At 64.8% G+C, this 26,055-nt stretch carries 22 protein-coding genes; 4 read left to right on the forward strand and 18 right to left on the reverse strand.

Features of this window, described 5'->3' with window-relative positions; translation table 11 throughout:
- Window positions 1-19 precede the first annotated feature (19 nt).
- Window positions 20-697: an NADPH-dependent F420 reductase gene (locus ACQ3DC_RS14480; protein WP_430752546.1), complete on the forward strand. Its 678-nt coding sequence runs from the start codon at window positions 20-22 to the stop codon at window positions 695-697.
- 21 nt (window positions 698-718) lie between these two features.
- Here the strand turns inward: ACQ3DC_RS14480 and ACQ3DC_RS14485 are convergent, their stop codons facing one another.
- A complete protein-coding gene (locus tag ACQ3DC_RS14485) occupies window positions 719-1,225 on the reverse strand; it encodes a hypothetical protein (RefSeq protein ID WP_430752547.1) in 507 nt (168 codons plus the stop codon).
- 8 nt (window positions 1,226-1,233) lie between these two features.
- A complete protein-coding gene (locus ACQ3DC_RS14490) occupies window positions 1,234-1,827 on the reverse strand; it encodes a lytic transglycosylase domain-containing protein (protein WP_430752548.1) in 594 nt (197 codons plus the stop codon).
- A gap of 813 nt (window positions 1,828-2,640) precedes the next feature.
- On the opposite strand from ACQ3DC_RS14490, the gene ACQ3DC_RS14495 reads away from it, so the two are divergent.
- Window positions 2,641-3,420, forward strand: coding sequence for a hypothetical protein (locus ACQ3DC_RS14495; RefSeq protein ID WP_430752549.1), 780 nt, complete (start codon window positions 2,641-2,643; stop codon window positions 3,418-3,420).
- Window positions 3,421-3,496: 76 nt separating this feature from the next.
- Here ACQ3DC_RS14495 and ACQ3DC_RS14500 read toward each other — a convergent pair whose 3' ends face one another.
- The gene (locus ACQ3DC_RS14500; RefSeq protein ID WP_430752550.1) at window positions 3,497-3,784 is read right to left on the reverse strand and encodes a hypothetical protein; all 288 of its coding nucleotides are present in this window, start codon (window positions 3,782-3,784) and stop codon (window positions 3,497-3,499) included.
- A gap of 114 nt (window positions 3,785-3,898) precedes the next feature.
- Here ACQ3DC_RS14500 and ACQ3DC_RS14505 point away from each other — a divergent pair, with 114 nt between their 5' ends.
- The gene (locus ACQ3DC_RS14505) at window positions 3,899-4,357 is read left to right on the forward strand and encodes a hypothetical protein (RefSeq protein ID WP_430752551.1); all 459 of its coding nucleotides are present in this window, start codon (window positions 3,899-3,901) and stop codon (window positions 4,355-4,357) included.
- Here the strand turns inward: ACQ3DC_RS14505 and ACQ3DC_RS14510 are convergent, their stop codons facing one another.
- The 13 genes from ACQ3DC_RS14510 to ACQ3DC_RS14570 form a co-directional block, all read right to left on the reverse strand.
- Entirely contained in the window at window positions 4,358-4,528 is a 171-nt protein-coding gene (locus ACQ3DC_RS14510) for a helix-turn-helix domain-containing protein (protein WP_430752607.1), read from the reverse strand. It lies immediately after the preceding gene.
- A 105-nt stretch (window positions 4,529-4,633) separates the two neighbouring features.
- Window positions 4,634-5,362, reverse strand: a complete 729-nt coding sequence (locus ACQ3DC_RS14515) for a PspA/IM30 family protein (RefSeq protein ID WP_421094097.1) — start codon at window positions 5,360-5,362, stop codon at window positions 4,634-4,636.
- Window positions 5,363-5,512: 150 nt separating this feature from the next.
- Complete coding sequence (locus ACQ3DC_RS14520) at window positions 5,513-6,022, reverse strand: hypothetical protein (protein ID WP_430752552.1); 510 nt, start codon at window positions 6,020-6,022, stop codon at window positions 5,513-5,515.
- Between the two features lie 219 nt (window positions 6,023-6,241).
- Window positions 6,242-6,373: a hypothetical protein gene (locus ACQ3DC_RS14525; protein ID WP_430752553.1), complete on the reverse strand. Its 132-nt coding sequence runs from the start codon at window positions 6,371-6,373 to the stop codon at window positions 6,242-6,244.
- Window positions 6,374-7,455: 1,082 nt separating this feature from the next.
- Window positions 7,456-9,870, reverse strand: coding sequence for a glycoside hydrolase family 2 TIM barrel-domain containing protein (locus tag ACQ3DC_RS14530; protein ID WP_430752554.1), 2,415 nt, complete (start codon window positions 9,868-9,870; stop codon window positions 7,456-7,458).
- A gap of 110 nt (window positions 9,871-9,980) precedes the next feature.
- Window positions 9,981-11,750, reverse strand: coding sequence for a DUF5605 domain-containing protein (locus ACQ3DC_RS14535; protein ID WP_430752555.1), 1,770 nt, complete (start codon window positions 11,748-11,750; stop codon window positions 9,981-9,983).
- A gap of 28 nt (window positions 11,751-11,778) precedes the next feature.
- Window positions 11,779-14,661, reverse strand: coding sequence for a family 78 glycoside hydrolase catalytic domain (locus ACQ3DC_RS14540; protein WP_430752556.1), 2,883 nt, complete (start codon window positions 14,659-14,661; stop codon window positions 11,779-11,781).
- Between the two features lie 53 nt (window positions 14,662-14,714).
- A complete protein-coding gene (locus ACQ3DC_RS14545; RefSeq protein WP_430752557.1) occupies window positions 14,715-16,226 on the reverse strand; it encodes a family 43 glycosylhydrolase in 1,512 nt (503 codons plus the stop codon).
- A complete protein-coding gene (locus ACQ3DC_RS14550) occupies window positions 16,223-18,724 on the reverse strand; it encodes a beta-glucosidase family protein (RefSeq protein WP_430752558.1) in 2,502 nt (833 codons plus the stop codon). Before ACQ3DC_RS14550 ends, ACQ3DC_RS14545 begins: the two co-directional genes overlap by 4 nt.
- A 69-nt stretch (window positions 18,725-18,793) precedes the next feature.
- Window positions 18,794-19,654, reverse strand: coding sequence for an ATP-binding cassette domain-containing protein (locus tag ACQ3DC_RS14555; protein WP_430752559.1), 861 nt, complete (start codon window positions 19,652-19,654; stop codon window positions 18,794-18,796).
- On the reverse strand, window positions 19,651-21,492 hold the full coding sequence (locus ACQ3DC_RS14560; RefSeq protein ID WP_430752560.1) for a dipeptide/oligopeptide/nickel ABC transporter permease/ATP-binding protein: 1,842 nt from the start codon (window positions 21,490-21,492) through the stop codon (window positions 19,651-19,653). Before ACQ3DC_RS14560 ends, ACQ3DC_RS14555 begins: the two co-directional genes overlap by 4 nt.
- Window positions 21,489-22,430, reverse strand: a complete 942-nt coding sequence (locus ACQ3DC_RS14565; RefSeq protein WP_400575626.1) for an ABC transporter permease — start codon at window positions 22,428-22,430, stop codon at window positions 21,489-21,491. The genes ACQ3DC_RS14560 and ACQ3DC_RS14565 overlap by 4 nt, the downstream gene beginning before the upstream one ends.
- 69 nt (window positions 22,431-22,499) lie before the next feature.
- On the reverse strand, window positions 22,500-24,020 hold the full coding sequence (locus ACQ3DC_RS14570; RefSeq protein ID WP_400575627.1) for an ABC transporter substrate-binding protein: 1,521 nt from the start codon (window positions 24,018-24,020) through the stop codon (window positions 22,500-22,502).
- 186 nt (window positions 24,021-24,206) lie between these two features.
- On the opposite strand from ACQ3DC_RS14570, the gene ACQ3DC_RS14575 reads away from it, so the two are divergent.
- Complete coding sequence (locus ACQ3DC_RS14575; protein WP_430752561.1) at window positions 24,207-24,893, forward strand: TetR/AcrR family transcriptional regulator; 687 nt, start codon at window positions 24,207-24,209, stop codon at window positions 24,891-24,893.
- Here the strand turns inward: ACQ3DC_RS14575 and ACQ3DC_RS14580 are convergent.
- Together ACQ3DC_RS14580 and ACQ3DC_RS14585 are read right to left on the reverse strand one after the other, a co-directional pair.
- Entirely contained in the window at window positions 24,858-25,247 is a 390-nt protein-coding gene (locus ACQ3DC_RS14580; protein ID WP_430752562.1) for a Dabb family protein, read from the reverse strand. The genes ACQ3DC_RS14575 and ACQ3DC_RS14580 overlap by 36 nt on opposite strands.
- A 28-nt stretch (window positions 25,248-25,275) precedes the next feature.
- Entirely contained in the window at window positions 25,276-26,031 is a 756-nt protein-coding gene (locus tag ACQ3DC_RS14585; protein ID WP_430752563.1) for an SDR family NAD(P)-dependent oxidoreductase, read from the reverse strand.
- Window positions 26,032-26,055: the final 24 nt, after the last annotated feature.

Raw genomic sequence — 26,055 nt, forward strand, 5'->3', positions numbered from 1 at the left:
CGACAACGGGAGACAGCCCATGAAGACCGCCATTCTCGGAACCGGCACCGTAGGCCGCATTATCGCCGCACGGCTGGTCGAACTCGGACACGGTGTCACTATCGGCACCCGCGATCGTGAGGCCACACTTGCTCGCACGGAGGCCGACGCCATGGGCAACGCACCTTTCGCCGACTGGGCAGCGGAGAACCCCGGCGTCGCCCTGGCCGGCTTCGCGGACGCCGCAGCAGGGGCTGAACTCATTGTCAACGCCACGAATGGCGCCGCTTCCCTGGACGTTCTGGCCCAGGCCGGGGTGGAACACCTCGACGGCAAGGTCATTCTGGACATCGCCAACCCCCTCGACTTCAGCCAGGGCATGCCGCCGACCCTGTTCGTCAAGGACACTGATTCACTCGGCGAGCAGATCCAGCGCGCTTTCCCCGCCGCCCGAGTCGTGAAGTCGCTCAACACCCTTAACGCCGATCTCATGGCCCGTCCGGGTAGCCTTCCCGAAGCCAGCACGGTCTTTGTCTCCGGGAATGATTCTGCCGCCAAGCAAACCGTCACGGAACTGCTAAAGGAGTTCGGCCACCAGGATGTCATCGACCTCGGCGACATTACGACAGCGCGGGGCACCGAAATGCTCCTCCCCGTCTGGCTCCGCCTTTGGGGCGCACTCGGCACACCTGCCTTCAACTTCAAGATCGTCCGCTAGGACACTGGACAAGGCAGCAGATCACCGTCCGCCACAGTGGCCCGGAAGCTGCACCCATGGCAAGGGTTCCGCGCGATATAGCCGAGCATCTCCGCGGTATTCATGGCTGCCGAAATCAGGCCGTGAACGCTGGGGATAGTCTTGGGCGCCTTTTCCTTGGCCATCATCGACTTGGCCCAGTGATTGAGGAGCCGGTAGTCGATTTTGTCGACCAATGATGTTCCGGATGTGCAGGTCCAGCATTACCTGGTACGTCCTGGTGGTTCCACTGGACGGACGGATCAAAAGATCGATGTGTTCCTGGACGATCTCGTCAACTGTGGGAACGCGGGTCTCGTTTGACAGGATCGCATGCTGGGCGATCTCGAAGGACTGACCATTCCCGTCCAGCAGCCGTTTGAGCGTTTCAGCCTCAGTTTCGGAGGCAACTGTTAGGCCCTGCTGCTCGCGACTCTTCGGGTCCCGCCAGAACGCCATATAGGCACGTCCGACGTTTTCTTCACACGAAGGAGGGGATGGGCTCTCCACACTCCTGCTCATCCCCTGGTACCAGTCTTCGAGGCATATGCAATGGCTTGGTCACGCACTTGACCGATGTACGCGTCCGACTGGTTGTAGGCGTAGATCGCCTCGGTCCACCCGTCCGTAGTGGTGAGGTCACGGCCGCCGGAACACAGATACGTCGCCGCACTGAGGGCGGCATCATCGATATTGAATGGATCCGCCGTGCCATCCCCGTTACCGTCCCGCCCGACGAGCTGCCACGTGGAAGGAATGAACTGCATCGGTCCCACAGCACGGTCCCAACGGGAATCCCCGTCCAGGGCACCCGCATCTGTGTCAGCGATAGCGGCGAAACCGGCACCGTCGAGAACCGGGCCCACAACCGGTCGGCTCACCTCCCCCGCGGCGGTCAGGCTGCCGCCGCCGTACGTCCCGTGTGCTGTTTCGACGAAACCAACGGCCGCCACGGTGTTCCAACCGATCCCGCACGTCGGAGCAGCAACATTCACGGTCGCGGCCGCGGCGACATACGCCCGCAGCGCGCGTTCAGGGATCCCGGTCTGCCCAGCAGCCCGGACAACCCAGTCGGCATCCGGGTTTCTGGTGACATTCACGGCGGTGGTCATGCCGCCAGGCAGCATCTCAAGCTCAACCTCCGCTCGCGGCGGTGGAGAAAAGGCACGCCGCGCTTCAACGCCAGCTTGCCCAAGCGCCCAGGACAATGAAGCGGTTGTGACACAAACTGCAAACACGATTAGAACCACGAGGCGTCTGAGACGAAGCACCAACCAATCAAACCACCGCAGAAGTCATGCTGCCTGTTCTCCGCACCCAGATGAATGAGCAGAAGTACGAACTGCTTGTCATTCTGATATGCCCCCATAATCGCTGGGCGGGTCCTCCGCGCAACCAGGGCGCTACCGCGCCGACCCCAGGACCGAATACTTGCCAGACCGGAGGGGAATGGCTTCGAAACGAAGTTTTCGCTCCCGACACAGGTTTCCCAAGTTGCACTTCGGCCCCTTAGACCAGCGGGTGGTCCCCCTACCAGAACGACACCCACAACCAATAACCGGAGAAAAGCCCGGCAACACCAGGTGAGGGGAATCAACGGGATTATGGAAAAGCTTACGATTAGAACACCACCAGATGTCCTCAGCTTTATGGGGCACACCCTGGGTTTTTGGCCACAGGAGAGATTCTGTTTCCTTCCGCGCTGCCCAATATTTGGCGTTTCCTCAACACTGCCTCAGCGCGTTCCTGTCATTTCGGGGGATTGCTTGAGTCGAAACTGATCTCCGTACAACTCTTCATTGTCACGGGTTCTGTGCCGGAGGAGACTTGAGGCGACGGCATCCCATCCCGGACCGCCCGCGGGGGCCACCCGGCTGCAGGGCCTCACAGCACCCCTGTAGCGGCTTGGTGGATCGATGAGTTCCATGACACCCCTCGAACTGGCCGCTCAGCAGTCGCGCCATCTCTGGCCCTTGGTGGCTATCGCCCTGATTGGATGTCTCGGCGGGTGCCAGTATGAGTCCGACGACGTCTCCCTCCCGTCCGCCAGTACTCCGACTACGGAGGTTCGCACGCCCCCACCGCTGCCGAACGGCGGCGACACTGGCACGGTCCCACCTCTGCCGAAGAATGGCGACATCGACGCCGGCACATACCTCGTCCTCGTCCCCGGCTACACGGAGCCTTTCGAGATCACTGTCCCAGACGGCTGGAAGTCCTTCGACGGCGACAGCGTGATCAAGGACGACCCGGATCACCCGGATGAATGGGCCGTTTACCTCACTTTTTGGCCCGCCGACTATGTGGCGACGGACGCATGCACGTGGGTGGGCAAGCTCGCCGAGGTCGACTCGTCGCCTAAGGCCTTCGTCGATGCGATGGCGTCGCAGACGTCAACGGCAAGCACCCCTGCCGTCGAGGTCATGGTGGGCAATTACTCCGGCTTCGAGTTCGACCACTCCGTCGAGGGCGACGCGGACATCACAGCCTGCGACGGCGGCAAATTATGCATCCACTCAGGATCCTCATACGAATGCTCACGCTGGTACTCAAGCGTGGCTGAACGCGAAACCTACCGGGTGGTCGACTTGAGCGGCCAGCGCGCTGTGATCGCGGTGAGCCAACTCCACGAATCGATCAACCCGGAGCTGACGAGAGAGGCACGCGCCGTCTTCGACTCCATCGTGTTCAGGTCCGGCAAGTGACCAGCTGATGCGATAGGCGATCCCGCCTGTGGCGCCGACTCATTGCATGGGCAAGCAAGAATACGGCATACCGGCACTAAGCCCATGGGAGCCTGAAATAGGCCTTCGGATCATCGGTACCCAGCAGGTCATGATGGAAGGCAATGGCGTCCACGGGCCGGGTGTCAACGAACAGAATCGCCACATCCCTGGAGTGGACCACGGTGTAGCGAGTCAGGTCTTCGACCCAGGAATGGATCCCGGTGTACTCCTCGACGAACAACCCGTCACCGAGCAGGCCCCGCTCCTCGAGCAGGTCGTAGACAACATTCCAGGCGAGATCCATCAGTTCGTGGATCGCCGCCTCAACTGTTGGAGCCGTCATAGGACCATGGTGCTCCCGGGCACCGACAGTATGGTGGACGACGGCGGGCGTGTCCTGGAAGCAGGGGCAGTCGCGGGTTAGGCTGACCGGAACAGGCGCGGATTGGGGGATCCAGTGAAACGCAGGATCTGGTTGGTCTTCGCGGTGATCCTGGCGCTGGGGGTCACGGCGCACTTCATGGTCCGCTCCGCCGAGGACAAGGTCACCGCCGACATGCTTTCCCGCGCCGGGCGATTCGCCATCCCGGCCGACTGGAAACCGGCCGACGAGATTGTCCGCCCCGAGCGGTTCATGTGCATCAGCACGAACCCGTGCCCGAGTCTGTCGCGCCGCTGGGAGACCGGAAAAGAGCTCACCGATAACGACGTCGCGGCAGTAGTCTCGGGGGTTGGTGTCGCGATGACTGCCGACGGACCGTGCAAGCGAGAGTCCAACGTCATCGGGAACAGCACCATCTGCATCTTCACGGGAAAGGACGGCGAATTCACCTACTGGCTCTCTGTCGCTAGCCCCGGCCCGGGGGAACCTCAGAAAGTCGGCCTGAACATCAGGGCCCGCATGGCCCCGGACTAGCTACTCCGGTTCCCCGACTTGGTCCTTAAGCTCAACGGCGGCGGTCCGTTCGGCGATACGCCACAGGCCCCGGCCACCGACCTGGATTCCGCGAAGCTCCCCACTGCTGAGCAGGGCCCTGATCTGGTTCTGGTTCACGTTCAGCTCTTCGGCCGCCTGCGAGATTGTCAGGAATCGACGGGCTTTACGGGTTCATCGGTCACCGGTTCATCCTATGTGCGGCAACGCCGAAGGCCCCGGACTGTGAGGATCCAGGGCCTTGTGCGGGAGCTGTTCCTAGTTGTCGATGGCTTTTCGGTCCATGGACTTCAGCGCGGCGAGCCGTGCTTCCACTTCGGTCTGCTCCCCGAGGTCTTCCAGGGAGGCGAACTGGGCGTCAAGGGATGAGGCGGCGAGTTCCTGCTGGCCGCGGACGGTGGCTTCCTGGCGGCGGATGCGCTCCTCGTACCGGCCAATCGCCGAGGTCGGGTCGCCGGCGTCCAGGGACTTGAGGGCGTCGTGGACCTGGGACTGGGCGGCGGCCGTCCGGGACCGGGCCACCAGCTGGTTGCGCTTGGCGGTCAGCTCGTGCAGCTTGCCCTTCATCTGGTCGAGCCCGCCCTTGAGCTTGTCGACGATCTCGTTCTGCGCGGCCAGGCCCGGCTCCTGGGCTTTGGCGGTGGTTTCGGCGGTCATCTGCCGCTGTAGAGCGAGTCTGGCGAGGGCGTCGAACTTGTCCGCGTCCACACTGTTACCGGCGGCGCGGAACTCGTCGGCTTTCCGGGAGGCGGCGATGGCCTTGTTGCCCCAGGTGTTGGCGTCGTTGACGGCCCGGCGATAGTCCTCTTCGGCCATGCGGACGTTGCCGATCGTCTGCGCGACCGCGGCCTCGGCTTCGCGGATGTTCTCCGAGTAGTCCCGGACCATCTGGTCCAGCATCTTCTGCGGGTCTTCGGCGGAGTCCAGGAGGGCGTTCAGGTTGGCCTTGGCGAGCTGGGCAACGCGGGCGAAAATACTCTGCTTCACGGGGGTCTTTCTATCGGTGGTTGATTCGCATTTTATGTGTACGGCAGCGCTCGGACCACATCCCGAGGAGCCGCATCAACGTCCCCCGGGGGCAGCGGAAAGTCCGGCGCGTAGACGCCGGACCCTTTGGAACTGACTTCCTTGCTGGTCTTAGCGGACTACGCGGCTTCCTCCGCCGTAGGTGCCCGGGATGGCCAGGGTCGCGCCGCTGGTTTCGTCGGTTATGGCGACATTGGTGTACGACCACGCCGTAAGGGTTGCCGTCTGGCCTGAGGGGCAATCCAGGACGGTATTAGCAGCAGCAGGGGTCAACGTCAGCGAACCGGTGATGTTGCCGTTCTTGTCTGCCGTGAATGTTCCGGACGAGTACACAGGGACATCGGTGACTGTTTTCTTGATGTCGGACGGGTTGTGCCCTGCCTTATTGATGCACTGGTAGGTACCGCTGAAGTCGGCCGAGGCGGTCACGTACTCGGTAGCACCGGAGGGCAGGCCGGTCTCCTTGAAGGAGACGACGAGGCTGGACCCGGACAGGGACGCGCTGGTGGCGTTCTTGATGAAGTGCGGGTTGCCGTTGGGAGGTCCGGCCTGTGCCGGCCCGCCGAAGAGAAGGATGGCCGTAAAGAGGGCGGCGAGAATCGCCAGAATGCGCTTGAACATGGTTGTCTCCTGAAAAGGACACGAGGTGAAGCAAAATCGCCGACAGATAGCGGCGCTGAGTGGAGGGCTCCCAGCCAATCCCTGCATCTTGGGGCAACCCGCTAAACGGAGGCTCCCGTACTCTTCAACCTACGCCCCCGTGCACCTGTCGGCCCCAGGCCGCCCTACCCTACTAATATCCGGGGTTTTTCGTTACGGCAGCGCCCCGGACCTGCCCGCCTACCACTCCTGCTGCCGGCGGCCACGAACCCTGATGACCTCAGCGATTCCTGCCAGCGCCATCGGGAACGCCACCACGGCGGCCACGAACCGCTTCAGGTCGTACGGGGAATCCAGAGCCGCCCAGCCCACCAGAACCCCCCGGCAGCCCGACGCAGACGGTCACCCAGACACGGTTCTCCCGCGCGCCCGACCAGACGGCGGCCACGAGGGACAGCGCGCACCCGGCGAAAATGTAGCGGTTACCGAACCAGACCTCTTCCTGATCGGCGGGGTTGGGCAGCCAGATGTGCCAGCCCGCGTGCCATATCCCGAGGCCGATCAGGACCATCGAAGTAGAGCGGAAGCTAAATGCGAAGCTCGATGCAGCGCGGGCTTCCCGCGAAGTTGCAGATGAGTTCTTCCATGCCTGGATGAGAGGCAGAGGATTCGTTAAGAAACCGAAGCACTAGCTTGTCCTGCGACACTGCCCCAGCATGGCTTTCAGGCGTCTTTGACCCCAGTCGGGCTCTCCCCCAGCGCGCCTCCAGCGGCAACCCAGAAACGATCGTTTTCGACTTCGCCACATTGCCCGGGAACCCGTCACTCCCCACTTGCGGGTTGCGGGGTGACCGAGCCATGCTCGTACACCTGTACTGCGAGAGCTTCGGAGTATTGCCGGCATGGCAATTCGCTAAAAGTCAAGCTTTGTCAACAGTAATAAGACAAAAAGTCCTTGACCTGGGGAAAACGCTATGCCCGAGGTGGGACTCGAACTGCATTCCAGCCCTTGAAAACACTGGGAAACTGCGGAAACATGCGGAATCCGAAGCAGACCGACCCCCGTACTACACGATCCGAGACGCTAAGTGTGGACATTGTCCACACCCCGGATTTGTCCTCCGGGCAGCCCGACGATCGAGTTGACCAGCAGCAAGGTTCCGGTGTGCGTAAAGCAAGGGCCGGAACCACAGCCCGGAAAATGCTTCCAATTATTGAGGGCTTTCGACGGGGATCCGGCGATCTGCGAGGCACCCCACGCCGTATGGCCCTTCAGGACCTTGGGCATGGGTCGAGGGAGAGTCCTCTTGGCTCAGCAACCGGTGCACGTATCCGCTGTGGGCGCTGTCATCTCCGAATGAGAAGCTGATAGAGCCTGAACTCCGCTCAGTCCAGCGTCGCAGTTGCTGTCTGCATGGCAGGGCCGGGTGCGCCTCCTACGGCCCAGACAACTGCTACAAGGCGGTAATCACCGCAACAGCCGGGTCGAAGCCGGTCGCGGACGCAGTCAAGCGAATCTCGCCAGGACCGGTCCGGCGCACAATGGCCAGCAACCGGCCGTCGTACGTGGTGCATGAAGGGCCCGCGAAAGACTCCTCAGTGCGCACCCGTCCCGAGCCGATCCCGGCGAGTTCACCCCCAGAGACTTCGACGGTCACGAGCCGGTCCGAGTCGCAGAGTACTGTTCCCCCGGCATCCTGAATCGTGATCACGACGTATCCGAGCACCCCGTTGCTGGCAATTTCGCCGCACTCGGCACGAGCCACAAGTGCCGGCCGGCCGGCGGTGTGCAGGCTGGTTCTGGAGACCTCTGCGCCGTCTGTGTAAGTGACGGCGGTGAGCGCCCCGGGATGGTATTCCGTCTCGAACCGCGCAATCAACGGCAGTTGGGTTCCGATGGCAGATCGGGCGAGTACGGTCCCGTCGAGGCACAGTTCGACTTCGTCAGCGTCGGCGTATACGTCAACGGTCACCGGAGACCCCGCTGGTACGCCCCATGTCCAACTGGAGACAACATCGTCCCAGGACCACGGCGTTTTTATTGTGGGTCTGCCGTGATGCTGCGGACGATGCACCGCGATCGCCGGATCCGCCCGCAGTCCGTAGGCAATTTCGCGATAATACGACGCCGGAAGACGGTGGCCGGTGATGTCGATGTCACCACATGCGCCCAGCAGGTACGGATAGGGGCCGGCCGTCCCGGTTGGCTCGTAGTCCTCACCGTCGGTGTAGTCCACCCGGCCAATGCCTGCCTCACCAATGTAATCCCAGCCCGTCCAGGTGAAGTCGCCGATCACGTGTGGGAACCGACGCACGTCGGCCCACAGCGACGCGATCCGGTCGGGGAACGTTTCGGATCCGACGATCACGCGATTGGGGAAAAGCTCCGCGTCAAGGGCATAGCGGGAGTCGGCATAGTTGAAACCGACGACGTCGAGCACCGCGGCGGACTCTTCGGTCGAGTCGGTCACCAACGACGAGGCGTTCGCAAGTGCCATTTTCTCGCCCATGTTCGCCATCATTGTGTTGGGATCGGAGGCTCCAGCCTCAGCCATCGCCTCGCCCATCCGGTCCAGATTCGCGATGATCCCGTTGATGCCGTTGGTAATGAACCGAGTGGGATCAAGCGCACGGAACTCCTCGGCAAGACGCCGGCTCCAGGTGGCCCCGTGCGGCGTAGCCAGTTCAAGAATCTCGTTTCCGATTGAGTACAGCACCACACTGGGGTGGTTGATGTCCTTTGCCACGAGAGCCGCAATGTCGCGCTGCCAGCGCTCATCGAAGCCGATGGACGCATCGAAGGACGTCTTCGACTTGGTCCAGACGTCGGTCAGTTCATCCATCACGATCACACCGTGCAGGTCGCATGCATCAAGCAACGCACGGCTGGCCGGGTTGTGGGCGCTGCGGATCGCGTTGAACCCGGCGGCTTTGAGCAGCCGCACGCGGCGTTCCTCCGCATCCGCGACCGAAACCGCGCCCAGCGGGCCATTGTCATGGTGGATGCAGGCACCGCGCAGGTCCAGGGTGACGCCATTGATTCGCAAACCGTGTTTCGTGTCCAGTTGCAGACGGCGGATTCCGAAGCGGGTCTCGTCCGCATCGGATTCAGCGCCGCCGTCGAGTTCGGTCAGCACGGATTGGACGCGGTAGAGGTGCGGGGCATCCGGACCCCACAGACGGGGGTTCCACAGAGGCAGGCGCACCCGCGCGACGGAACTGCCGCCGGGAAGCACCGTCACCGGCGACGTGCCGGAAGCCGACTCGGCACCATCCTCGTCGACCACGACCCAGTTCAGCCGCCGGGTGGCCGTATGACGGGTCTTGTTCTCGATGCGCGTGGCGATCTCCACGATCGCCCGCTCATCATCGATGTCGGTACTGGTGACAACCGTGCCGTCGAGCGCTATGTGCACGGGGTCAGCCACAATGAGGTGGACCGGACGGTAGATGCCGCCGCCGGTGTACCAACGGCTGTCCTTGTGGACGCGGGCTTCGACAGTGATGGTGTTCGGCTCACCGAAGCGGAGAAAAGGATCAGCGTCCACGACGAATGCGGCGTAACCGTTCGCCTCATGGACCGCGAAATCACCATTGATGTAGACGGAGGCGTCGCGGTAGACGCCCTCAAACTCGACGCGCACTGACTTGTCCCGCCATTGGAGCGGGACATCGAAGGTCTTCGAGTACTCGAAGACTCCTCCCGGGATGTAGCCGCTGTGCACGCCCTCGTCCGCAGACCTGGGCAGGTCCCGCAGTGCATCATGCGGGACGGCCACCGGTACAGCTGCCGTCGCGGCATCCCGCGACTCGAAGGCACCGAGCTTGGGACCAACCGTCCAGCCGTCAACAAAAGAAATGCGGTTCAATGAAATGCCTCCCGGCATAGGGTAGGTGGGTCAGGATTCGAGTCGAAGAATACCGGCGGCTCCGGACTCGGGTTGAGGCACGTTCACATGGCCACACAGCCGATGCAGGGCTACACTGCCCGGAACCTGACTGCCATGAACTGCCTGCCCGGGAGCTCCACGCGGAACCGTCCCGCCACCGTGTCCGGAAGGGTTTCAATGGTCATATTCCAGGTGTCGATGACGTCCACTTCGTACTTCCGTCCGGCGGGCATCACGAAGTTCCGGTAGGTGGGCTGGTTGAACCCGAAGTAGCTGATCTCGTATTCGTACCGGATCCCGGCGGTGGGCACGTCCCAGGCGCCGGGCAGCGGCTCCAGGAATCCGCCCGGGGTTTCCTCCATGATGCGGCGGAGGAAGGCGATGCGCTCCGGGCTGCTGCCGTGGAACTCCCCGCCCTTGGCCCACCACAGGATGTCCTCGGCGTGCATGTAGGTCTCGCCGTGGCCGACGTAGCCGCCGCGGAGGGAGCCTTCCCAGAACCGGCGGGTCATTTCCTCGCCGGTGATGTTACCCCAGCCCTGATCGATGTTGCCCTCGTAGGCGCACTCGTCGATGACCACCGGCTTCTGCCAGCGGTCCCGCCACTCCCCCGTGAACTCCGCGGTCTTGTGCACGTCCTGCCGCTGGATGCTGCTGTGGGTGATCCACGGCCGGCTGTAGTCGTAGAAGTCCTGGCAGTTGTGGATGGACAGCAGGTGCCCGGACGGATCGTTGGCCTGGACAATGCCGGCGAAGCGTTCCCAGTCCCCGGTGGTCTTGCGGAACAGCAGGTCGTATTCGTTGGCCAGCGACCACCAGACGTTCCGGTGCGAAGCGAGCCGGGCCACCACGTACTTCAGGTAGCGGTCGTCCTGGCCGGGAGTCATGGTGGAAAATCCCCAGCGGTCGTAGGCATGGAACAGGATGAGATCGGCCTCGATGCCGAGCTCGTCCAGTTGGGTGATGCGTTGTTCGAGGTGGCGGTAGAACGCCGGGTTGGGCCGCTCATAGTCGAAGCCACCTGCCAGGGAGCCCTCGAACGCGTACAGGTCCGGTTCGTTCTCGTTGAACAGGTAGGACTTGGGGAAGACGCACATGCGCATCTTGTTGAACGGTCCTGTGGCGAGCGTCTCCAGGGTCTGCTTTTCGAGGGCATCGCCCTGATGGGTCCACGCGTAGGCAGTGGTGCCGATCGGCAGGTAGGGGGTGCCGCCGTCGTACGCGAAGTGGAAGGTGCCGGCCACGCGCACCACGCCCTTGGCACCTGCTGCGGCTTCCGCGGCACGGAACGAACCACTGACGCCGTCCAGCGAGCGTGCGTTGCTGGAGGTGACGAAGGTCCACTCCCCCGCTTCGGGGATCAGGAGCCTGACCTTGTAGCTGCCGTCCCCGTCGTAGAAGCCGGGGACGCTGAGTTCCTGGCCGGAGGGGGCGGTGAACACTGCGCGGAGCTCGACGTCGGTGAACGGGTTGCCGTGCGAGGGGCCGGCGAAGGCGGCTTCGAAGCGTTGCTGCGCCGCCGCCGTCGTGGGCAGGAAAACAGCCGCGCTGCCCCGCAGCACGGTTTCCGGCTCATAGCCCGCGTCCGGAGCCGGAACGTCGACGGCGGCTGCCGCAGCGCGTTCCGCTGCAGAGTCCTCCGGCTCCAGTTCACCGATGAGCCGGAGAATCTCGGCCACCTCGGCGGGCCGGCCCTTCAGTGCCTCCTCGGTTCCCAGGATCATGCCCACCTCGTGGAAGTACAGCGTGTGGAGCAGGGGATTGTTCGTCAGTGTGGGGACGTGTTCAGTGAGGATGCGGTTGCCCTCGGCATGCCGCATCACAAAGTACAGCGGGCTTTCTGCGGTGAAAGTAGTCATCGAGACCTTCTGGATTAAGGGGCTTGGTTCAGGAGTTTTCAGGATTTCCGGCAGAGCGCCGGTCGGCCAGCGCGGCCAGCGCAGCGGCAATGTCGTGTTTGACGGCGGGCTGGGTGAAGAGCAGGCTCTGCTCCAACGTGGTCTGCCGGTACCAGATGGTGTCCCTGCGGAAAGCTACAGCCTCGGCGGGATTATGCGCGTCGATTGCCTTCCACGCGGCGGCATACGCCGAGGGGTCGTCCATGACGTCCGCGAGCGGGGAGGACAGGGACACCGTGCCGGATGCAGCTGCCGGCTCCGCACCGGCAACGTCCCAGCGATGCCGGCCTGAGCCCACCTCAAACTCCGCGGAACCACCAGGGAGCGATACCACGGCGCTAGTGCCCGGCGGCACGGTGGCCTCCACCAGGATGCGGTCACCCACGCGCTTCCAGGCAACCCGGGCCAGGCCGTAGGGGGTCTCGTGCGACGTCGACGCGTGCGTGAGGCTGCTGAGCGGACGGGGCGCGATGGCCAATTTCCGGTACCCGGGAGCTGCCGGGGCCAGGCCGGCGACGGTGCGGTGCATCCAATCGGCGATCGCACCCAGCGCGTAGTGGTTGAAGGACGTCATTTCGCCGGGGTTGACGCTGCCGTCCTCGAGGATGGAGTCCCAGCGTTCCCAGATGGTGGTGGCGCCCTGCGTGACCGGGTACAACCAGGACGGGCACTCCGTCTGGGTCAGCAGCCGTTCGGCAGCGTACAGGTGGCCGGTGACGGTCAGGGCATCGGCGATCAGCGGCGTCCCCACGAATCCGGTGGCGATCCGGTAGCCGCCCAGGCGGGCGAGCTCGGCCAGCCGGTCCCCGAGAGCCTGGCGCTGGGACGGGTCGGTGCTGATCCCGAACATCAGGGCCAGCGAGTAGGCAGTCTGGGCGTCCGAGACCATCCGGCCGGCCGGAGTGACGTACTCGGCCAGGAAGGCGAGCCGGGTCGCCTCAGCAAGGGCCTCGTACTTACCCCGGTCAGTGTCATAACCGAGGACGGCGGCGCCCCGTGCCACCAGGTCCAGGGACCGGAACAGGTATGCGCTGGCCACAATGTCTCCGTGCGTGCGGGCAGCGCCGGGCTTGTCCGGCGGCGCGGCGGGGTCGAGCCAGTCACCCAGCTGCATCTGGCCCTGCCAGAGTCCGGAACTGTCCCGGACCTTCAGGAGGGCATCGGCCCAGTCCCGCATGCTGGCGTACTGCCGACGAAGCAGGCCGGTGTCACCGAAGCGTTCGAACAGCACCCACGGGACCACGGTTGCGGCGTCGCCCCACGCGGCCACAGGCGATTCGAGCATGTCGAGCACGGACGGCACGATAATGGGAACCACGCCGTCGCGGTGGCCTTGCTCAAGGGCCAGGTCCTGCAGCCAGGAGCCGAGGAAGCCCAGCGAGTCATAAAGGTAGCTGGCGGTGGGGCTGAAGACCTGGATGTCGCCGGTCCAGCCCAGCCGCTCGTCGCGTTGCGGGCAGTCAGTGGGCAGTGCCAGGAAGTTGCCCCGCATCCCCCAGAGGGCGTTTTCGTGCAACCGGTTCAGCAGCGGCTCCGAACATTCGAACCAACCGGTGCGGCGCATGTCGTTGTGGATGACGACGGCGGTGATCGCCGCCGGGTCCAGCTCGCCGGGCCAGTTGTCCGCCTGGGCATATCGGAAGCCGTGGAACGTGAAGCGCGGCTCCCATTCTTCTTCGCCGTTGCCGGCCAGGGTGTAGGTGTCGGTGGCGGCGGCTTGGCGCAGCGGGCGGAGGGACAGTTCACCGTCCTCAAGGACTTCGGCATGCCGGAACGTAATGGTGTGGCCGGCTTCGCCCGAAACGCGGATCCGCAAACGGCCCACCAGGTTCTGGCCGAAGTCCAGCACGGTGGCCCCGGACGGCGTGGTCAGGACCTCCCGGACGGGCACCTCCTCGATGCGGCGCACGGGCGGGGCTGTGGCCGGGGTGGCCTCCGCCCAGCTCTTTCCCGAGTCGACGGCGGCGGGGAGCCAGTGCGCGTCGTCGAAACCGGCTTCGGACCAGCCGGCCTCGGCGCGCCCGGCATCGTAGGCCTCGCCGGCGTAGATCCCGCTGGACACCAGTGGGCCACCGGTGAAAGCCCGCCAGGCCGGCCCGCTGGCCACGGTTTCCCGCGTTCCATCGGTGTATTCAAGGCGCAGTTCCACCTTGACCGCCGGCTGTTCCCCGTAGAACGGTTTGGCGAAGCCGTGGAAGCCGTACTTTTCGGTGAACCAGCCGCCGGCCAACCAGACGCCGATGGCGTTGGGGCCCGGAGCCAGGAGCGCCGTAAGGTCGGTGGTTTCGTGGTTGAGCCGGTCCGCGTAGGCCGTCCAGCCCGGCTTCAGGACCTGGTCATCCACCTCACAGCCGTTGATTTCGGCCTGGTAGACACCGTGGGCGGTAGCGAACAGGGTGGCTTTGGCCAGTCCCTCCCGCACGGTGAACTCGTGCCGGAGCTGGCCGGGCTGGCCCGGCGGGTGTTCCTCCCCGGCCGCGGCCGGGAGGCTGAGGGCCTGGGCCTGCCACGGGCCGTCCACAAAACCACTCTCCAGGGAAAGGGGTGCGCTCCAGTCCGTGGTGCCGCCGTCGTTCCCGGTGACTCTGACCTCTACCTCCACCTGCTCACCCGCGGCGATGTCCCCGAAGGGCCAGTCCACCAGCACGGACTCCGGGCTTTCGTGCACGGTGGACTCCACCGTCCCGGCACGGGTCAGCCGAAGCTCGGCCCGGACCTGCCGCCAGTCCACGTTCCCGGTGGTCGTGGTCCAGCTGAGCCGCGGCCGGGGAACGGCGACGAACGGCGTGTCCGTCCGGTACTCGGCGGTCAACCGCGCGACCGCGGGCTGCTGGCGGGTGGCTGACTGCGGTGTCAGGAAGGTGGATGTCACAGAAGACCTTTCAAGGGGGCACGGGTGTCGAGACGGCTGGGGCGGTCCCGGAGCTAGCGGGGTTCGCGGCCCTCGCTGCGGAACCAGTCAAACGAGACGGTTCCGCTGCTGGCAAAGACGCCCGCCACCCGTCCGGTGAAGGACGCAGCGGTCTCGGCCGAGAGGTACCGGCCGTCGAGCTCGGCCAGGGTGACGGGTTCGCCGTCGATGACGGCCTGCAGTGCGATGGTGTCCGAGCTCAAGCTGCCGATGGCGTTGTCCGGGTTCGGCTCCCGGGTTTCGATCCGCAGTTCCACCGGACCGGCGGGCGCCGGTCGGGTCCAGCTCTGTTCGATCGAGGAGATCCTGGCCCGGGCCGTGATGGTGACTCCGTCCGTTTGGATCGAGTAGTGGTGGGCCTCGTCGTAGCGGACTGCCAGGCCGCCCGCACCCTTGCCGGACTCTGGCGATCCGGCATTCACCAAAGCAGCGATGGTTTCCACTTGGGATTGCTGGCGGCGGCCCAGGAACGCGGGACGGGCATCGTCCAGGTCCGCGCCGTCGCTTGTCAGGGTGAGGCGCCCGGGGACTTTTTCGCTGGAGGCGAAGGCGCCAGGGAAGCGCCGGACGGCGACCCAGCCGCCGTCGAGGTCCGTGTTCGTAAAGTCATTCTGATACGCGAAGCCGCCGTCGCGGGGGTTCAGGATGACCGGCTCGGCAACGGGCCAGCCGTCCTCCCACGCGACCGGGGTGATGAACGTTTCCCGGCCCAGGGCGGAGAAGGCGCGTGTCATGCCCTTGGGCCGCATGCCGAGGAGCACCATGGCCCAGCTGCCGTCGGGGGTCTCCACCAGGTCACCGTGGCCCGTGTTCTGGATGGGCCTGTCGGTGCTCCGGGCACTCAGGATGGGGTTGCCCGGGTTGCCCTCGAACGGGCCGGCCGGAGAGGTTCCGCGGGCGATGCTGACACTGTGGCCGCGTTCGGTGCCGCCCTCGGCGATCATCAGGTACCAGTAGCTGCCATGCCTGTAGAGGTGCGGCGCCTCGGGGAACATCAGGCCGGTACCGGACCAGACGCTGCGCGGTTCCTCCAAGGCCTTGCCAGACTCAAGGTCAACCCGGACCTGGAGGATGCCGCCGTGCTCGTTGATGTTACCGGTGACCGTGTCCAGCCCGGAGTAGGTCATGTAGGCGGTGCCATCCTCGTCCCAGGCGAGGTCCTGGTCGATGCCGATGGCACCTTCGATGGCGAGCCCGTCGCTCCAGGGGCCGGCGGGGTTCTTGGCGGTAAAAACCAGCGTGCCGCGGGCCATGGCGTCCGTGACGGCGACATAGAACAGGCCGTCGTGGAAGCGGATGGTCGGTGCCCAGGCGCCGCCGAGGGTGGGCACGTCCCGCGAATCCAGCTGGCCCTCCCGGTCCACCACGTGGCCGATCCGGGTCCAGTTGACCAGATCGGTGCTGTGGTAGACGGGGATTCCGGGGAGGTATTCGAACGTGGAGGTAGCCAGGTAGTAGTCCCCGCCCACCTTGACGATGCTGGGGTCCGGGTTGAAGCCGGGGATCAGGGGGTTTGGCAGGCTCATGCGGCGTCTTCCTGGTCTGCTGCGGACAGCGTCAGCGCGGTTTCGAGTGGCACGTTGGTTACGGAGGTGCCGATGCGGAGGGTGTAGGTTCCGGGTTCGTAGGTCCAGCCGTTGTCCCAGTAGGCCAGGAGGCGGGTGGGTACTTCGAGGGCGGCGGAGGCGGTTTCGCCGGGGCCGGCCCAAACCGGAGCAGAGGCGACGAGCCAGCGGACCGGGCGGTCGACGGCGGAGCCCGGTTTTTCGGCGTAAACCTGGACCACGTTCTTGCCGGGCCGGGTACCGGTGTTGGTCAGGGTCACGGTAAGGGGGACGACGGCGCCCGGGCCAGCGTGTGCGGGTGCGTCGGCTTTGTCCAGGGTCCAGCCGGTGTAGCCGAGGCCATAACCGAATTCATAGGCAGGTTCCGTGCCGGCTTTGAGCCAGGCGCGGTAGCCGATGTGGATGCCCTCGTCGTAGGTCAGGGTCCCGTCGGGTGCCGGGGTGACGTTGATGACGGGGACGTCCTCCTGGGTGGCTGGCCAGGTGGTGGGCAGCCGGCCGCCGGGTTCGCTGGCGCCGGTGAGGATGTCGGTGAGGGCGTGGCCGAACTCCTGGCCGCCGAAGTAGCCGATCAGGGTCGCCGCTACCTCCTCGCGCCACGGCAGCAGGACAGGTGAGCCGGAGTTGACGATCACGATGGTGCGGGGGTTGGCGGCGGCGACTGCGTGGACCAGGCGGTCCTGCAGGCCCGGAAGCGCCAGGGACGTCCGGTCGTAACCTTCGGATTCGACCCGCGAGTTGGTGCCCACGACGACGACGGCGGCCTCGGCCGCGCGGGCAGCCTCCACGGCGTCGCGGATCAGGGCGTCCGGGTCGGCGTCGTCCGCTTCGATGCCGATGGTGACGGCCAGGGCGTTGGACAGGGCGCCCTCGCGGTCATGGGTGTCCAGTTCGATCCGAACCTCCAAGGGGACGCCTGCCGTGGCCTGGACCTGGACGGACGCGGACGGCGGGGCGAGGAATGCCGCGCCGAGGTCCGTGCCGGTGGCTTCGATAGTGGCTTCACGGGCCAGGATGCCGTCGACGAAGATCCGGCCGTGGCCCACGGTGGAGAAACCCAGGTTGACCGGTCCAGTCTCCTCGGGCGTGAAGAAGGTGTGGAACTGGACCATGGAGGAGGCTGCGATGGGGGCGTCCCCGCCGAACCAGACCAAGGCAGTTGAGCGGCGGTCCTCGGCGAAGAGTTCGTTCCCGTTAGAGTCCAGGAACCGGACCCGCAGGCCGGGGGTTCCGGTGGCGGGGTTGGTGAGCTGTTCCAGCGGCAGTTCCGAGATGCCTTCCTGGACCACGGCGCCCACGCTGTAGGTCACGTTGTCGGCACCGAACGCTTCGCGGATCCCGTCCAGCGGGGTGATGACCTTTTCCGGCACCACCGTGGCAGAGCCGCCGCCCTGGGTGCGGGCGTAGCGGGCGTTGTGCCCAATCACCGCGACCTTCTTCACTGAGGCAGGATCCAGCGGCAGCACTCCGTCGTTCTTCACCATGACGGTGCCGGCGGCGGACGCTTCACGGGCGAACGCGGCGGGGTCCTCCCGGTCCGCCGGTTCTGCAGCCACCGGCTCGAAACCCTCCAGGGCGCCGACACGGGCGGCGAGCTGCAGGATCCGGAGCACCTTTCGGTCAACCGCGGATTCCGGAACCCGACCGGCTTTCACTGCCACCACCAGGGCTTCGCCCCAGGGGCCGTCCGGCCCGGGCATGGCCAGGTCCTGGGACGCGTTGGCGCTGTCAATGCTGCGGACGGCGGTCCAGTCACTGATGACCACACCGTCGAAGCCCCATTCGCTGTTCAGCGGGGTTTCCAGCAAGTCGTTTTCGGTGGCGGTGGCGCCGTTGATGGAGTTGTAGGCGCTCATCACCAGCCACGCCTTCGATTCAACGATGGCCTTTTCGAACGCGAGCAGGTAGAGCTCGCGTAGCGGCCGGTCCCCCACTTTCACGTCCACGGTAAAGCGGTCCGTCTCGGAGTCGTTGGCGATGTAGTGCTTGGGGGTGGCTCCCACCCCGTTGCGCTGCACCCCGGCAACGTACGCCGCGGCGAGTTCGGCGGTGAGGACCGGGTCTTCGCTGAATGCTTCGAAGTGCCGGCCGCCCAGCGGGGAGCGGTGCAGGTTGATCGTGGGACCAAGGACGACGTCGACGCCCTTTCGCCGGGCTTCAACGGCGGAAGCTGCGCCGAGTCGGTCAGCGATGGCCGGGTCCCAGGACGAGCTGATCGCCGCGGCGGACGGGAAGTTCATCGACGGCTCCCGCTCATCCCACACCTCGCCACGGACGCCGGTGGGGCCATCCGAGAACAGCATCCGGCGCAGGCCAATCTTCTCCAGCGGCCAAGTGGTCCAGAAGTCACGGCCGGTCAGCAGCTGGACCTTATCTTCGAGGGTCAGTTCAGCCAGGAGGGCTTTGAGCCGGACGTCGGTGCTCTGGTCAGTGTTCGTGTCAGTGGTGAGGGTTTCCATCGTGGCTTTCTTGGCTGTTTTGTGGAGGACGTGGTGCGTGTGCGGCTAAAGAGGCCAGCTGGCCTCGGGTCAGGCGACGCCGGCCTGGAGGTCCTGCTGGTGCTGGAGTTCCAGGAGGCGGAGCCGGTCAGCACGGTGCTTGGCCTGCCGGTCGGGATCGGGAATCGGGGCGGCCATGAAAAGCCGCTGGGTGTAGGGGTGTTCGGGAGCCCCGGTAACCTGCTCGCCGTCGCCCCATTCCACGATCTCGCCGTGGTACATCACGGCCACGCGGTGGCTGAGGTGCCGGACCACTGCGAGGTCGTGGGAGACAAAGAGGTAGGCGACGCCGGTGCGTTCCTGGATCTCGATGAAGAGTTCCATCACCCTGGCCTGGGTGGAGAGGTCCAGCGCGGACACGGGTTCGTCGCAGACGATCAGCTTCGGATCCAAGGCCAAGGCCCGGGCGATCGCGACGCGCTGGCGTTGGCCGCCGGAGAACTCGCGAGGCAGGCGGTGCGCGGCATCGTGCGGCAGCCGGACCTGGTCCAGCAGTTCAGCGACGCGCTTGTTGGCGGCCTGCCGCTCCACCTTGCGGACCGTCAGCGGCTCGGTCAGGATCTGCTCGATCGTCATAGATGGGTTCAGCGATGTGTACGGGTCCTGGAAGACCACCTGGATCTCGTGGCTAAGTTCCTTGCGCTGGGCCCGGCTGGCCTTGGAAATTTCCTGGCCGCGGTACTTGATGCTGCCGCCGGTGACCGGTGCCAGTCCCAGTACGGCACGGCCCAGGGTGGTCTTCCCGGAACCGGATTCTCCCACCAGTCCCACGGTCTCGCCCGGCCTGATGTCCAGGGAGACGCCCTTCAGCGCCCGGAACGGTTCCCGGCGGAAGCCCTTGAGCGGGTATTCGACCACGACGTCCTTGACGTCGAGCAGCGTCTCTGTCATGACGTCACTTCCTTCAGTTCCTTGGTTCCGTCTGTCGCCGCGTCAGCAGGGGCGAGCGGGCCGCGGGGTGCGGTGTCCTCGAGGATCGCGTCCAGCAGCTGCCGGGTGTAGGGGTGTTGTGCGTTGTTGAAGATGGCCCGGACGGGTCCGGTCTCCACCACGCGGCCGGTCTGCATGACCGAGACACGATCACACAGGTCGGCCACCACGCCGAAGTTGTGGGTGACCAGAATTACCCCCATATTCAGTTCGTCCTGGAGTTCGCGGAGCAGGTTCAGGACTTCGGCCTGCACGGTGACGTCCAGGGCAGTGGTGGGTTCGTCGGCGATCAGCAGGTCCGGCTCGCAGGACACGGCGCCGGCTATCAGGACACGCTGGGCCATGCCGCCGGAGATCTGGTGCGGGTACGCATTGAAGGTGCGTTCCGGGTTGGGAATGCCCACCTTGGCCAGGAGTGCCAGCGCCCGTGTCCGGGCCTCGGCTTTGGAGATTCCCAGGCAGACGCGCATGGGCTCCATCAGCTGGCTGCCGATCGTGAAGGCTCCGTCCAGGTTGGACATGGGTTCCTGCGGGATATACGCGATGCGCTTCCCGCGGACCTTGGTCATCTCCTTCTCGGAAAGATGTGCCAGGTCCTGGCCCTCGAAGAAGATGGACCCGCCGGTGATGCGCCCGCCTTGGGGCAGGAGCCGGAGGATGGAAAAAGCGGTCTGCGTCTTTCCGGATCCGGACTCCCCCACCAGGCCGTGGACTTCGCCGCGGCGGACCGTCAGGTTCACGTGGTTCACCACGTGGGTGGTGGAGCCGTCGGACTGGTCGTAGCCGACGCCGAGGTCGGTGACTTCCAGCAGCAGCTCGCCGGCATTCTCATTCAATTCTTCGGCGTGGACGACGGCGGCCGCACCGCGTTTCTCGGCGGCACCCTCTGCGTCGGCTGCAGCGGCTGCAGCGGCGGCCTTGCGGCTCTTCTTGACCGGTCCGCGGCTGCGTTCCAGCTCGTCGCGCATGGCGTTGGCCAGGAGCGTCAGGGCGATGCAGACCAGCCCAATAATCAGGGCGGGCCACAGGACCAGGCTGGGGGATTTAAAGATATTGATGAAGCCGTCGTTGAGCATGCTGCCCCAGGTGGGGATGTTCAGGTCGCCCAAGCCAAGGAACTCCAGTCCAGCCTGGATGGCGATGGCGATGCCGAGGACCATAGCGGACTGGATGATGACAGGGGCCCGGACCACGGTCAGGATATGCCGGCCGATGATCCGGAAATCGCTGAGGCCGGAGACGCGCGCCGCATCAACGTACAACTCGTTGCGGACTGCAGTGACGGATGCATAAACGAGCCGGAAGAACGCCGGCGAAAGCAGCACACCGAAGATCACCATGGAGAGCCACATGGAGGGGCCAACTACGGCGCGGGCCGCCAGCAGGACCACCATGCCCGGCAGAGCCATCATCAGGCCGGTGAGCCAGGAGGAGACCGAATCGAACCAGCCCGCGTAGTAGCCGGCGATCAGCCCGGCCGTGACGCCGATGACCAGTGCCACGGCAAGGGCCACCAGGGCTCCGGCGAGGCTGAACTGGCCGGCGAACAGCAGGCGGCTGAAGACATCGCGGCCCGCGCTGTCAGCGCCGAGGAGGTGTTCGGATCCGGCCTTGGCCAGCACATCCTTGAGGCTGGCAGCGTTGGGATCATGCGTTGCCAGCACCGGGGCCAGGATCGAGGCCAGTGCCACCAGGAACAGGACCAGCAGCGAAGCAGCACCCGTCGGGTGGGTCAGGAGCTTGCGGAACAGGGAAACCTTAGCTGCCGTGGTAGGCAGTACGATGGGAGCTTCGATCATGACAGCCGAACTTTCGGATTGAGCCAGCCTTGGGCGAGGTCGATGATGAGGTTGACGGTGACCACGATGGCAGCCGTCGCAACGACGACGCCCATCACCACCGGAATGTCACCCTGGCCGGTGGCGGCGACGGTGATCTGCCCAAGGCCGGGCAGGGCAAAGATCTGTTCAACGATGACGGCGCCGCCAAGCAGTCCAATGAACTGCACGGCCAGCACGGCCAGGGCCGGACCGCCGGCATTGCGCAGCACGTGTTTGTAGACCACCCGGTTGAAGGACAGGCCGCGGGCGCGCAGCGTTCGGACGTAGTCTTGGCGGAGCGCATCGATCAGTGACCCGCGGATCTGCTGCACCACGGCAGCGATGCAGCCGATCGATAGCGCGATGATCGGCAGGGTGACTGTGGCCGCCCAGCCGCCGAATGACGTCGTAATTGGTACATACCCTGTGGCCTTGAACCACTTGAGGTTGAGGGCGAACAGGGACACCAGCCCCAGCGCGATCAGGAACCCGGGGATGGCGAAGCCAAGGACGCCCACGAACTGGACCATACGGTCCACCCAGCCGCGGCGCACTGCCGCCCAGACGGCCACGACCACCGACACGACCGCAGCGATGATGGTGGCACCGAGGACCAGGGAGATGGTGACGGAGACGCGGCTGCTGACCCCGACGCTGACGAGCTGGCCGGTGAACCAGGATCTGCCAAGGTCGCCCGTCAGGGCCCCGCCCAGCCAGTCCCAGTACTGGACAACAAGCGGGCGGTCCAAGCCCAGCTGATTGGCCTTCAGCGCAACCTGGGCATCGCTGGCGGTGGGTCCCACGATGCGGCGGGCGATGTCGCCGCCGCCGGCGTAGAGCAACAGGTAGGCCACCGTGGTGATGACGAACAGCAAGAGGACACCGGCAAGCAGGCGCCGCAGCACGAATCGGTACATTCGAAATTCCTTAAGGAAGGTTCCTGAGGCTGCCGGGCCGGGCGAGGGGCCCGTCCGGCAGCCGGTCCGCTAGGAGGCGGGGGTGAAGGACCAGAGGAACGGGTAGGCGTTGCCCGTCTGGACCTCGACGTTGGTTTTTGCGTCGGTCACGAAGCTGGACTGGGGGCGGTACCACGGGGCAAACCAGGCCTGCTCCACGATGTACTTGTTCAGTTCCTTGGCAGCGGACTTCTGCTCTTCAGCGGAACCCATGTGAATCTTGTTGACCAGTTCGTCGACCTTGGGGTCCTCGTACTTGTACGGGTTCCAGGGGGCGTTGGGGGTGAGCTTCATGTTGATCAGCTGCCAGTCTGACTGCTGTTCAAGGATCATGTAGCTGACGCCGAACTTCGGGGCCAGGAGGTCGGCGATGAAGTTGTTTCCGACGTCCGTGAACTTTACGTCAATGCCCACGTCCTTGAGCTGCTGGGTGATCAGCGCCGGGATGGTGTTGCCCAGCAGGGTGGAGGACGGCAGTTCCAGGGTGAGCCCGCTGGCGTAACCGGCTTCGGCCAGCAGGGCCTTGGCTTTGGCGGGGTTGTAGGTGTAGCGGGAGTCAAGGGACTTGTCATAGGCGTCCGACGACGGCGGGAACACCTGGGTGGTCAGCTCACCGTAGCCCTGGCCAATGGATTCCAGCATGGCCTTGGAGTCGAAGGCGTAGTTGAGTGCCTGGCGGACGCGGACGTCCTTCAGTGCCGGGTTGGTGGTGCCGGCGCGGTCGAAGATGAGCAGGCCGGACCAGTTCAGCTCGAGGGGGTTGACCTTGTAGCCGGCTGCTTCGATTTCCGACAACGTGTTGTTGTCGATGGTATTGGCGGCGTTCAGGGTGCCGGATTTGATGGCATTCAGCAGCGAGGTCTGGTCGCTGTAGACGTTCAGGACCAGATTGTCATAGTGACGGAGGTCTTTGGCCCAATAATCCGGGTTGCTCTTGTAGGTATAGGAGGTGCCCGTGACCGTTGCGGCGGTATCCAGGATGTAGGGTCCGGAGCCGACAGGATTGGTGGCGATGTCCGCATTGCCGAAGGAAGCCGGGCTCTGCATGAACGATGCGTCCTTGGACAGGTAGTTCAGGAAGGCCGGGTCCGGAGCGGAGAGGGTCAATTCCAGTGTGGTGGCGTCCACGGCCTTAGCGGTCTGCAGGGCAGCGAGGAACTGCGCGTCCGGGGAGGTGCCGGCCTTGAAGCGCTCGAGGTTCTGCTTGGCGGCGTCGGCGTTGAAAGCTGTGCCGTCAGTGAACTTCACGTCATCGCGCAGCTTCAGGGTGAGGACGGTCTTGTCCTCGTTGTAGTTCCACTCCGTGGCAAGCATCGGGACAAGCGTTCCGTCCGGCTCCATGCGGATGAGGGTGTCGTATACGGCCTGGTAGAACGGCGAGAGGTTGGCGAACTCGGACTGGTCGGCGGCAAAGGTCTTCGGCGCCAGCAGGGCGCCAAGGGTGAGGGTTTCGGAGGACTGTTCTCCGGAGGCATCTCCGCCCGCGGAGCAGCCGGCGAGGCTCAGGGCAACGGCGGCAACAATTGCGGCCATTCGCTTCGATCGGAACATCTTTGGTCCCTTTCACGGTCAGTGGCGTCCACCATGGACGGCCATTGGGAAAGACCGTAACATGAAAACCTAGTGCCTACTAGGTTTTCATTCTGGAATCTTGAATCGATACGAAATGTGACGCCCCACACAGTGGCCGACCCGCCCGCGCCACTTGTCCGGCGGCTCGCTTGATAGGGTTTTGTGATGACTGATTCTCCTGCCGTGGCGGTTGCCGATGCTCCCCGCAGGGGCCGGCCGCGGGGCAGCTATGCCAAGACTGAGGCCCGCCGGAAGGAAATCCTGACGGCCGCGTTCGAGGTTTTCGCGGCGTCAGGCTACCGGGCGGGGTCATTGAAGGATGTGGCTGACAAAGTGGGCCTGACCCAGGCTGGGCTCCTGCACCACTTCCCCAGCAAGGAAGCGCTGCTGGAAGCGGTGCTGACCCTTCGTGATGAGGAGTCGGTGGACCGGCTTGGCACCGCCGACGCCAAGGGCATGGACCTGTTGCGGGGGCTGGTTGAGCTGACGCGCTACAACACCACTATCCCGGGCCTGGTGTCCCTGTACTGCATACTCTCGGCGGAAGCAACTGACCCGGAGCATCCAGCCCACGAATACTTCTTGCGCCGCTATACCTGGGTCCGGGACACCATCTCCGGGGCCTTTGCGGAAGTCGCAAGGCTTGGCAGGCTCCGCCCCGGCATCGTTCCCCTTGCAGCCACGCGGCAGCTCATCGCCCTGATGGACGGGCTGCAGGTGCAGTGGCTGCTGGACAACGACTCTGTGGACATGCCCGCCGAGGTGGCTGCGTTCCTGGAGGCCGTCACCACTGGAACGTTCCAGGCCGGGGCGCGCCTATCCGACTCTGAAGTCAAAGACCAGAACGCCTGACGGACGCAAATACTGGCCCACAAACTGTTTGAAGTCATGATGGACCTGGTCGTAGCAGGACGGATCCGTAACCAGCGGCTCCCCGAGATAGTAGTTCCTGTCGCCCTCGGATCGAAAAGTGACAATGAAGCCGTGCTCCAGTCCACCGTGCAGGCCTTCCGGACTGTTTTGCGGACCGGATTCAATGCTGACGATGTAGCGATTTCCTCGCCTTCTTGATTCGGCCAGGGCGTGGAACCGGTTCTCAATTTCCCGGCGTTGTTCACGCGTCGTTGCGTCCCGGTATCCGAACAGAACGATGTGCCTGAGCAACCCGGGGCGATAGTCGGGAGCTGTGATGATCGAGTCATTCACGACGTGCCCCCAAGGGAGGACGCCGGGCTCATAGTGCGGTCAGCCCGCCATCGACCGTGAAGAGGCCGCCGGTGGCGTACGCTGATTCATCGCTGGCGAGATAGACCATGATGCCTTCGACGTCGGCAGCGGTGCCTGCCCGTCCGAGCATGGTGGAATTAACCAGGCCGGCGCGGCTGGCGGGATCATCGGCGATGGTCTGCACGAGAGGGGTCTCGGTGTATCCCGGGACTACGGTGTTAACCCGGATGCCGTCTTTGGCGTAGTCTGCGGCCACAACCCTGGCCAGTCCATGGACGCCGGCCTTTGAGCTGGAATATGCGGTGAAGGTCTGCCCGCAGGCCACGACGGCTGTGGGGCTGCCGGTGCAGATGATCGATCCTCCCCTCCCCTCCAGTGCACGCACGGCATGTTTGAGGGTAAGGAACGCCCCGCGATGATTAATGGCTACGGTCTTGTCCCAGACCTCCAGGGAAAGGTCTCCCACCTTCGCGTCCTGCCCGAAGAGCTGGACGCCGGCGTTGGCCACAACGATGTCCAGCGCGCCCTCGGCAGCGATGGCAGCATAGGCGGCTTCGACGCTGTGCTCATCGGAGATGTCCACAGGCAGGGCCGTGGCCCGTTCGCTGCCGCTGGCCGCGGCGGCCTTTTCGGCAGCTTCGACGTTGATGTCGGCAAAGTACACACGGGCACCTTCGGCGGTGAAGCGCCGGGCCACTGCCAGCCCGATGCCGGATCCAGCACCCGTGACGAGGGCGGTTTTCCCTGCAAGCCTGGTGGACATCTTGTTCCTCTTTTCGTGGTGGGT

It is taken from the genome of Paenarthrobacter sp. NEAU-H11 (genome assembly GCF_050573415.1).
Lineage (GTDB): Bacteria > Actinomycetota > Actinomycetes > Actinomycetales > Micrococcaceae > Arthrobacter.